Source organism: Salinisphaera sp. (assembly GCF_035690525.1).
In the GTDB taxonomy this organism is placed as follows: domain Bacteria; phylum Pseudomonadota; class Gammaproteobacteria; order Nevskiales; family Salinisphaeraceae; genus Salinisphaera.
The window spans coordinates 1-9,051 of the sequence record NZ_DASSKM010000198.1 but is presented as its reverse complement, the minus strand read 5'-3'; the positions used below and the strand labels follow the sequence as shown (position 1 = coordinate 9,051).

The following is a 9,051-nucleotide window of genomic DNA, read 5'->3' as shown; positions in this document are numbered from 1 at the left end:
CGCCGGTGAGCAGCATGATGGCAGCAGTGCGTTTCACCGCAACCAGATCAGCGCTTGTTGCGCTTGAACACCTGCTTGAAGCCGAAGTAGGCGATCGAGTCCTTCATGTTGGACACGAAGCGCCGCCAACGGCTCATGTGGGTATCGGTGACGTACTCGAAGGTCAGCGATATACGCCGCTCATTTTCGCCGAGCGGCGTGATGCGGTGCCAGACCTCGTCGCCGTTGAAAAAACACATCGCGCCCGGGCGGAGGTTGCGCGCATCCGATACCGTCTCGCGCTCGTCATCGTTTTTGAACAGCTCGAACTCGAGCTTGGACGACGACTCGTCGATCACGCCCAGCAACAGCGTATAACGCTTGCCGGCGTAATAGGACGTATCGAAATGCCAGCCAATGTGATCGCCGGCCTCGGTATAGAAATACAACGCGTAGGCGTGCGGGTCCGACTCCGGGCAGATTTCGAGCGTCTCCCCGGTCATCGCCTCCAGCCAGGCGATAAAGCGCGGATTGCGATACAGCGCGACAATCTCCGGCGCCAGCTCGTCGAGGGTGTAGCGCGAAACGCTGCCGCCCTTTTTGTGCTTCGGGATGTAGTTGCGGTGGATCGCCTCGGTCAGATCGGGAATTCGGGCCTGAAAGCGAGCGGTGACATCGGCCGGCAGGAATTCGTCGAGAAACAGAAACTCGTTGTCGGCGTCGAAGCGCCGCTTCAGCGCCGGCGTGTCGAGTTGATCGACGAAGGCCGCATCGTCCGCGGCATCGGTATCCGCGATCATTCCATCTACGCTGGCGGTACTCATCTACGTCTCCTTTGCCGTCGACGTGCGAAAACGTTAGGGGCGGCCAGCCGGCCCCTCGACATGCCGGCTAGGGGCTGATGCGCAGCAAACGCACGATGTCGTCGATCTTGGCCTGCTCGTCGGGCTGCTCGACTTCGAGATCGTCGGCGTAACGCACGTACATGGTCATGACCTAATCCTGATTTTCGTCGGGCGACACGTCGCGGCGCGCCGTTTTCCCGGCGCACCCAATCGTTGCCTAATACATGATAATCCAGGTGTTTGATCGTGCGTAGTCCGCTCGCCGGCCGATCGAGCGCGGCCGGCTCCGAATTATGACCATCGACGACCGGCTTGCCGCCGATGCCAGGTGGATCATCGGCCGGACAACGGGCGTTTCCCGGCCGGCAGATAGCGATGCGCGTAGTACCAGGCTACGGCGTCGGCCAGGGCGTCGCGCGCCGGGCGTGCCCGGTAGCCGAGCTCGGCGCTCGCGCGCGCATGCGAGAAGAACATGCGCTTTCTGGCCAGCTTGACGCCGTCCACGGTGACCTTCGGCGGCCGGCCGGTCGCGCGGGCGAAGGCCTCGGCGGCATGGGCCACCGGCAGCACCAGATTGTGCGGCAGCTTCACCCGGGGCGGCGGCCGGTCGACGATCTCCGCCACCAGCGCCAGAATTTCGGCCAGCGTCATGTCGCTGCCGCCGAGCACGTAGCGCCGGCCGGCCTTGCCGTGGGCATGCGCCAATAGATGCCCGCGGGCCACATCGTCCACATGGGCGACGTTCAGGCCCGTATCCACGAACGCCGGCATGCGCCCGGCCGCGGCCTCCAGCACCATCTGTCCGGTGGGCGTCGGCTTGTGGTCTCTCGGTCCGATCGGGGCCGAGGGGTTCACGATCACGATATCCAGCCCGTTGGCGGCGTACTCGCGCGCGACCTCCTCGGCCAGAAATTTGGATCGCTTGTAGTGGCCGATCATGTCGGCAAGCGTCACCGGCGTATCTTCGTCGCCCGGCGAGCCGTCCTTGGGCAAACCGAGCGTGGCCACGCTGGAGGTATACACCACGCGCGGGGCCCCGCTGGCGCGCGCCGCCTCGCAAATCCGGCGCGTGCCCTCGACGTTGTTTTCGTAGAGTTCGCCGGGATCGGCGGCCCACAGCCGATAGTCGGCGGCGACATGAAACACTGCGTCGCAGTCGCGCATGGCGTCGGCCAGCGCCGCCGCGTCCGACAGATCGACCTCGGCGTATTCCAGTTCCAGCCCCTCGAGCGCGGCGAGATCGCTTGTGGGCCGGCGCGTCGCGCGCAGGCTCCAGCCGTCGCGCAACGCCGCGCGGGCGACCGCGCTGCCGACGAATCCGGTGGCTCCCGTAATCAGCGCGCGCATTGACTCCCCCTCGCCGCGCGAATCCGCAGCACCCGAAAATACCAGCCCAGCCAAACCGCGAACGCCGGCGCACCGATGAAGGCCAGCACCAGAAACGCTTCGCGCACGTTGAAGATCGTGACCAGCGGAAACAGATAGAGTACGTCCTCGATCTCGAACCAGCCGGCCGAGGGCAGCCTGGCGCCGGCCTTGCCGAGTTCGCGCTCCATGATCGTGTGCAGACCAAAGATGAAGGCAACCGATAGACCGGCCAACAGCCCGATCACCGGCGCCCAAACTCCGAGCGCGCCCTGCATCAGACCGTAGCCCAGCGCCGCGAACAGCAGCGTATGGATAATCGCGTCGCAGACCAGATCGTAGGCATGCCCGAAGCGGCTGGACGCCCCGGAAATGCGCGCCAATTCGCCGTCGGTATGATCGACGAAATTGGACAGCGCGAACACGAAGGCGCCGATATTGGCCATCAGCAAGCTCTCATGCGCCAGGCACCAGGCCGCGATCAGCCCGAGCACCAGCCGGATCGTGGTCAGATGATTGGGGCGGGCCGCGGTGCCGTCGAGCGGGCGGACCAGCCGGCGCGCCAGACGCGCGTCCAGCGGTCGCGCGCCGGCTGCGCCCCGTCCTTCGCCGGCCGAATCAATCGGTTCGGACATGCTGGTGTATTCCTTCCTCGGCGGGAATCAATCCCGCAAGATACGAAAAAGCGCCGGCACGACAATAAGGGTCGTCACCAGGACCGCGAACATGCCGATCGTCAGTAGCTGGCCCATGCTGGCGGTGCCCGCATGCCGCGAAAAAGCCAGACTGCCGAAGCCGGCCATGGTTGTCAGTGACGACAATAGTACGGCGCGCGCGGTCGACGTGCCCAGAAACGGCCGCCGATGATCGCGCCGACGCAGCCGATGCACCACATGGATGCCGCTGTCCACGCCGACGCCGAGCAGCAGCGGCAGCGCGATCACGTTGGCGAAATTGAACGGGATATCGAACACCACCGTGGCGGCGGCCAGGATCAGCCCGGACAGCGCCAGCGGCGCCAGCACGCGCAGCGTATCGACCACGCTGCGCAGTAACACCAACAAGAACAAGGTGATAAACGCCGCCGCATAAATAAAAGCCCGAATGAAGGCCTGCGAAACGGTATGCCCGGCAGCGAGTTCCAGCACCGGCGCGCCGGTGATATTCGGTGCGACCTTTTGCACGCTGTTCACGAAGGCCCAAATGGCCGCGTTCTGGTTGAGGCTGCCCTTGGGTGAGACCTCGACGCGGTACTGGCCGCCTGTACCAATCCAACGCTGCTTGAGTTTCTCGGGCAGATTCTCTTGCGTGACGCGCGAGGCGGTCATCGCCTTGGCCAAGCCCTCGATCTGACGCGGCAGCCCCGCGAGCACGCGATCGCGCAGATCGGACAGAATGCGCTTCTGCGCCGCCGGTTTCTGCCGGGCGAACCACTGCCGCCACGCCGAAAGCGAGTGGGCGAGGCGGTCGGCCGCCGCCATGTCATGGCCGGTATTGCGGTGGCGATAGGCCGCGAGGTGTTGGGCAAAATCCGCGATCGCCCGCTTACGCGCCGCGAAACTCGCGCGTTTCGACATATCGGGCGGCGTCACCGCCATAAAGAGCGCCAGATTGCCGATGGTCGCGAGTTTTTCGTCCTGATGATCGGGCACGAAATCGGCGATCGTCATCGCGCCCGAGACATGCGGCTGCTGCGCGATACGATCGGCCAGATGCTTGGCCTGAGCGAGCGTATCGCGCATGGTCACGAGCGTGAGCGGCGAATGTTCGCTGTGCGCCAGCAGGTCGCGATAGGTCTTGACCGCTTCGCCGTTGGGGTTCTTCAGATCCAGCGTGTTCGAATCGAAGTGCAGAAACGGCAGCGCGGCCATACAGGCCAGCGCGACCATGGCCGAGACGACCCAAATCGTGCGCTGCGCCCGCCGGCCGATGAACGGCGCCCGGCGGCGGGTCGCGGCGGGCGCGCTCGGCACCCAGGGTTTCATTAGCGCGATCGCCGCCGGCAGAAAGGTCAGGCTCACGACTAGGCTGATGAACATGCCCACGCCCGAAATCAGGCCGAGCTCGGCCACCCCGGAGTAGGACGTCGGAATGAAGGCGAAGAAACCGGCGGCCGTGGTCAGCGCGCACAGCGCCAGCGACAGGCCGACATCGGAAATCGCCGTGACCAGCGCATGGCGAACGCCGGCCGCCCGCCCGGCCACGCGCTCGCCAAGCTCGGCCAGCGCCTCGCGATAACGCAGACAGAGATGGATCGCGTAGTCGATGCCGAGCCCGATATAAAGCACCGCGAACGCGATCGAAATCAGATTCAGCCGCCCCACCGCGAGCGCGGCGAACGTCGCCGTGCCGACCAGGCCGGCGACCAAGCCGGCCAGCGACGCCCCCATCAGCGCCCAAGAGCGCAGACCGACATAAAGGATGACAGCGACGACCAGAAACGTCAGCGCCGCGCCCCATAGCGCGCCCTGAGTCACGCTGGCCAGCGCCTCGCCGGACAACGCGGCCTCGCCGGTCAGGCGTACGCGCACGCCATGGGCGTCGAGATTCAGGCGCTTGGCCGCGTCGCGGATCGTCTGCATCGGCTTCGCGGCCGGCAGCAGGGCGCCATAATCGAGCGCCGGCTTGACGATGATGAAGCGCTGATCCGACACGCCCGGCTGATCGCCGCCGATCAACTGCTGCCAGGACAATCGATAGAAGCGGCCGGCGCGGCTGGCGTCGAAAGTAGCCGCCAACTCGCGAAATACCGGCGACAGGTTCAGATCGACCGGCGCGTCCGGCGCCATCGCCTTGTCGAGCATATCGAAAAAGGTGGGCAGCGTCGGATCGGCCGACAACCGGCCCAGAAACGGTTGGATGCTCGTCAGCCGGTGCGCCAGCGAGTTCAGCTTGTCCGGCGACAGGTATAAAAAGCCGTTCTTGGCGAAGAAATCGTCCCCGCCCGGCACATACACCGACGGAAACAGTTTCGGCCGGGCGCGCAGCGCCGCCGCCAGCTTGTCGACCGCCGCTCCGGCGGCGCCCGGACTCGGTGCGTCCACCACGACGACCAGGTTATCGGTATAGACCGGAAACGCGTTCTGATAGGCGATATACGTCTGGCGCCAGGGCACATCGCGGCTGATCAGGTCCTGGTTGTCCGTGTTCATGCTCAGGTGGGTGGCCGAATATCCGGCCCCCGCCAGCGTGATGACCACGCCGATCGCGATCACCCAGCCCGCCCGGCGGGTCATCAGTTCGATCCACGCGCCCAGCGCCCGAACCAGCGCGCGCGTCATGTCGTTGTCTCCTCGCGCACGACGCGGGCGACATCAGCCAACGCGATGCGGGCGGCACGAAAGGCCACGGCCAGATTCTTCAGCGCCCGGAGTTGAACGTGCATCGACGACGGCCGGCCGGCCATCGCCGCCATCAGCGCCGCCGGGCGCAGCCGGCCATCGGCGTCCATCGCGGCCCGCGCCACCGGCGGCAGCGCCATCGAAACGTCGTCGATGATCGCGCGCACGCTCACGAAGGCGAGTCCTCGTCCGGCGGCCACCGCGGCGATCGCCGCGCTTTCCATATCGCAGGCGATCGCCCCGCTTTGCTCATGAAGCGCGCGCTTGGCGGCCGGGTCGGCCACCGGTTCCGGCGTTTCGACCAGCGTCTGCTCGAACACTTGACACGTGGGCGCCAGCGCGGCGACCCACTCGGCCCGCCAGGTGGCATCGGTGGCCCAAATCCGGCCGTCCGCGCCGAGCACCTCCGAAGCCAGTACCAGCGCGCCCGGGTCGATGCCGGGCGCGAGCGCGGCGGCGGTTCCCCAACTGACCAGGGCGTCGACGCCGTCGTCGGCTAGCGTGACAGCCGCCGCACGCGCGCGTTCGGCGCCCATTCCCGACAGCAGCAGTTCCGCGTTGGCCGCAAGACGCGCGCGCCCGCGTGGACGCAACCGCGCGAGCGCGCGCGCCTCGCCCGGCAAGGCGGCGATGATACCGAGGCGGCGGCTTGGCCGGTTCAGCATCTCGTCCGATACGCTCAACAGCGCCTCCGGACGGGCCTATGATCGGACCCTGGGCAGGGTGCGGAACGCACGAGAACTCAGCCGGCGCTCGCCGTTGCCGCATCCCCCGCCGGATCGCCGTGCAGATTGCGATAGCGCGCCAGCGCCCAGAGCGGAAAATAACGCGTATAACCGTGATACTTCAGATAAAAAACGCGCGGGAAACCCGGCGCGGTGTGCTCCGGATCGTGCCAGGCGCCGTCCTCGCCCTGGGCCGCAATCAGCCACGCCGCGCCGCGCGCCAGCGCCGGGGTGCCGCGTTCGCCGGCGGCCATCAACCCGAGCATGGCCCAGGCGGTCTGAAAACTGGTGGACACGTCCGCGCGCCCGCGCGGCGGGTCCCAATAGCTGCCGTTGTCCTCGCCCCAGCTGCCGTCGGTGCGCTGCATGCCCTTGAGGTAGGCCACGGCGCGCTGGATCCAGTCCTGGCTCATATCCTCGCCGAGCGCCTGGGCGGCCGTCAGCACCGACCAAGTCCCGTAGATATAGTTGGTGCCCCAACGGCCGAACCAGGACCCGTCGGCTTCCTGCTCGCGCTTGAGATAGGCCATCGCGCGATCGAAGAAGAGCGCATCCTCGGGCCGTTGCAGCAGCCCGACCAGCGTGACCACGCGGGCGGTGACATCGGCGGTCGGCGGATCGAGCAGCGCGCCGTGATCGGCGAACGGAATCTGGTTGAGATATTCGTGATTGTTGTCGGTATCGAAGGCCGCGATACCGCCGTTGGACGATTGCATGCCGATCAGCCAGTCGGCCGCGCGGGTGATCGCGCGGCCGTAGGTCGCCCCGTCGCCGGTGTTGACCATCGCCCAGGCAATGACCGCGGTATCGTCCAGGTCCGGATAGTGGTCGTTGGCATACTGGAACGGCCAGCCGCCGCCCCGCAAACCGGGATGATCGCGTTTCCAGTCGCCCGGGCCGTCGAACACCTGACGCGCGGCCAGCCAGTCGAGCCCGGCGCGTACCGGGGGCGTATCGCCCGCGCCGGCCGCTTCCTGCAGCGCCAGACTGGCCAGCCCGGTGTCCCAGACCGGCGAGACGCACGGCTGGACGCTGGCCATGTCGCCATGATCGAGCACGAGATCGTCGATCGCCCTGCGGGTGTTGGCGCGATAGGGATGATCCGCCGGGTAGCCGAGTTCGCCCAGGGCTTCATATACGTTGACCATCGCCGGAAAGATGGCGCCGATGCCGTCGGTGCCGTTCAGGCGCTCGATGATCCAGTCCTCGGCCTTCTTGATCGCGCGCTTGCGCACGAACTGCGGAATCAGCGGCTCGAAGCTGCGCCCGACGCGATCCAAACCCTTGAACAGACGCTGCAGGGCGTTGTGCGCCGGCACGAAGTCGCGCTGGGCCTCCGGCGGGATGGTGAACAGCTCGCGTACGTTCACCCCTTTCGGGTTGCGCGCCATGGTGCGCAGGCTGGTCAGGATGAACAGCGGCACCATGACCGTGCGCGACCAGTAGGAGACCTTGGACAGATGGAACGGCGAGGCCGCCGGCAGGAGCATCACCTCCACCGGAATGAAGGGCACCGCCCGCCACGGCACCTGACCGAACTGGGCGAGCGCTATCAGCGTAAACACGTTGACCGCGCCGGCGCCGCCACGCGCCAGGATCGCCTCGCGCGCATGCGCCATATGCGGGGCATCCACATCGTCGCCAGCGAGCTTGAGCGCGTAGTAGCACTTCACCGCGCACGACAAATCCAGATCGCCGCCGTAATACAAAGGCCAGCCGCCGTGGGCGGCTTGCTTATGACGGATATAGCGGGCCACGCGTTCCTGTAGCACGGTATCGACATCGCCGATGAAATGCATCATCAGAATGTATTCGGCCGGGATCGTGCAGTCGGCCTCACATTCGTAGATCCAGTGCCCGTCCGGTTTTTGATCGGTAAACAGACGCTGCCGCGCGGCCCCGATGGCGGCCGCCAGGCCGGCCGGCGGCGCGGCCGAGGCCGGTTCGCGGCTCGGCATCTCGACCACCTCGTTAATCGGCGCGGCCGGATCGTCGGCCAGCTTGGGCGTGAGCGCGGGCAGGTCGTGCGCGGTCATATGGAACAGATGCCGCAGCCGGTCGTCGTCGGCCACCGCGAGATTGGTGGTCAGCACCGTGGCCTGGACGCTGCGGCGCGATACCTTGACCTGATCGCCGTTGGTAAAAAGCGGGTTCGCCTGAATCTTGCGCAGGGTCAGCAACGCCAGGCCGATCGCCCACAGACAGAAACGGCGCATGCCCTTCTGGTGCCCGGGAATCCGCAGGGTGAATTCGAGCGCGTTGCGCAGATGGCCGGTGGCCAGACCGATCAGCTCGGACAGGCCGGCGGCGAACGCGTCGTCGGCGCGGCGCCGGCCCAAATCGGACAGATCGAAGCCGTGGCGCGCGAACACATCGCGCGGCAGCCAGCACACCCCCCGCGACTGATCGGCCCAGATGTCCTTGAGGATGTTGGTCATCTGCAGACCCTGGCCGAAGGACACGGCCAGCCGGTTGAGCTGCCCGTCGTGCTTGCCCATGCCCGGCTCGTAATCGGCGAACATGGCCGACAGCATCTCGCCGACCACGCCGGCGACGAAATAGCAGTAGCGATCCAGATGCGCCAGCGTGGGCAGGCCGTCCGGGCTCGCCGCGCGCTCGTATTCCGGCATGCCCTCGCACATCACGCGTACGCAGCGCGCGACGGCGGCCTGCTGCGGCGCGCGCAGACCGCGCATCACGGTCAGCACGTCGTCGGTATGCGCGACCAGCCGGCGCTCGGCCTCGAGCGTGGCGCCGGCGAGCCCCGGCGCCAGCCGCTCGCCGAAGGCCGCGCCG

At 66.9% G+C, this 9,051-nt stretch carries 6 protein-coding genes and 1 pseudogene; all 7 read right to left on the bottom strand.

All coding sequences use genetic code 11. The features are described from left to right. Positions 1–47 precede the first annotated feature (47 nt). Positions 48–803: a HalD/BesD family halogenase gene (locus VFJ08_RS15290; protein WP_324998091.1), complete on the bottom strand. Its 756-nt coding sequence runs from the start codon at positions 801–803 to the stop codon at positions 48–50. 354 nt (positions 804–1,157) lie between these two features. Beyond that, complete coding sequence (gene hpnA, locus VFJ08_RS15285) at positions 1,158–2,171, bottom strand: hopanoid-associated sugar epimerase (protein WP_324998090.1); 1,014 nt, start codon at positions 2,169–2,171, stop codon at positions 1,158–1,160. After that, complete coding sequence (locus tag VFJ08_RS15280; RefSeq protein ID WP_324998089.1) at positions 2,159–2,824, bottom strand: CDP-alcohol phosphatidyltransferase family protein; 666 nt, start codon at positions 2,822–2,824, stop codon at positions 2,159–2,161. Before VFJ08_RS15280 ends, hpnA begins: the two co-directional genes overlap by 13 nt. A gap of 27 nt (positions 2,825–2,851) precedes the next feature. Further along, on the bottom strand, positions 2,852–5,470 hold the full coding sequence (locus tag VFJ08_RS15275) for an MMPL family transporter (protein ID WP_324998088.1): 2,619 nt from the start codon (positions 5,468–5,470) through the stop codon (positions 2,852–2,854). Beyond that, positions 5,467–6,213, bottom strand: a complete 747-nt coding sequence (locus VFJ08_RS15270) for a hypothetical protein (RefSeq protein WP_324998087.1) — start codon at positions 6,211–6,213, stop codon at positions 5,467–5,469. The genes VFJ08_RS15275 and VFJ08_RS15270 overlap by 4 nt, the downstream gene beginning before the upstream one ends. A gap of 59 nt (positions 6,214–6,272) precedes the next feature. Then, a complete protein-coding gene (gene shc, locus VFJ08_RS15265; protein ID WP_414707093.1) occupies positions 6,273–8,213 on the bottom strand; it encodes a squalene--hopene cyclase in 1,941 nt (646 codons plus the stop codon). A gap of 210 nt (positions 8,214–8,423) precedes the next feature. Continuing rightward, positions 8,424–8,951: pseudogene (locus VFJ08_RS15880) on the bottom strand (phytoene/squalene synthase family protein); the annotation flags it as partial. Positions 8,952–9,051 lie beyond the last annotated feature (100 nt).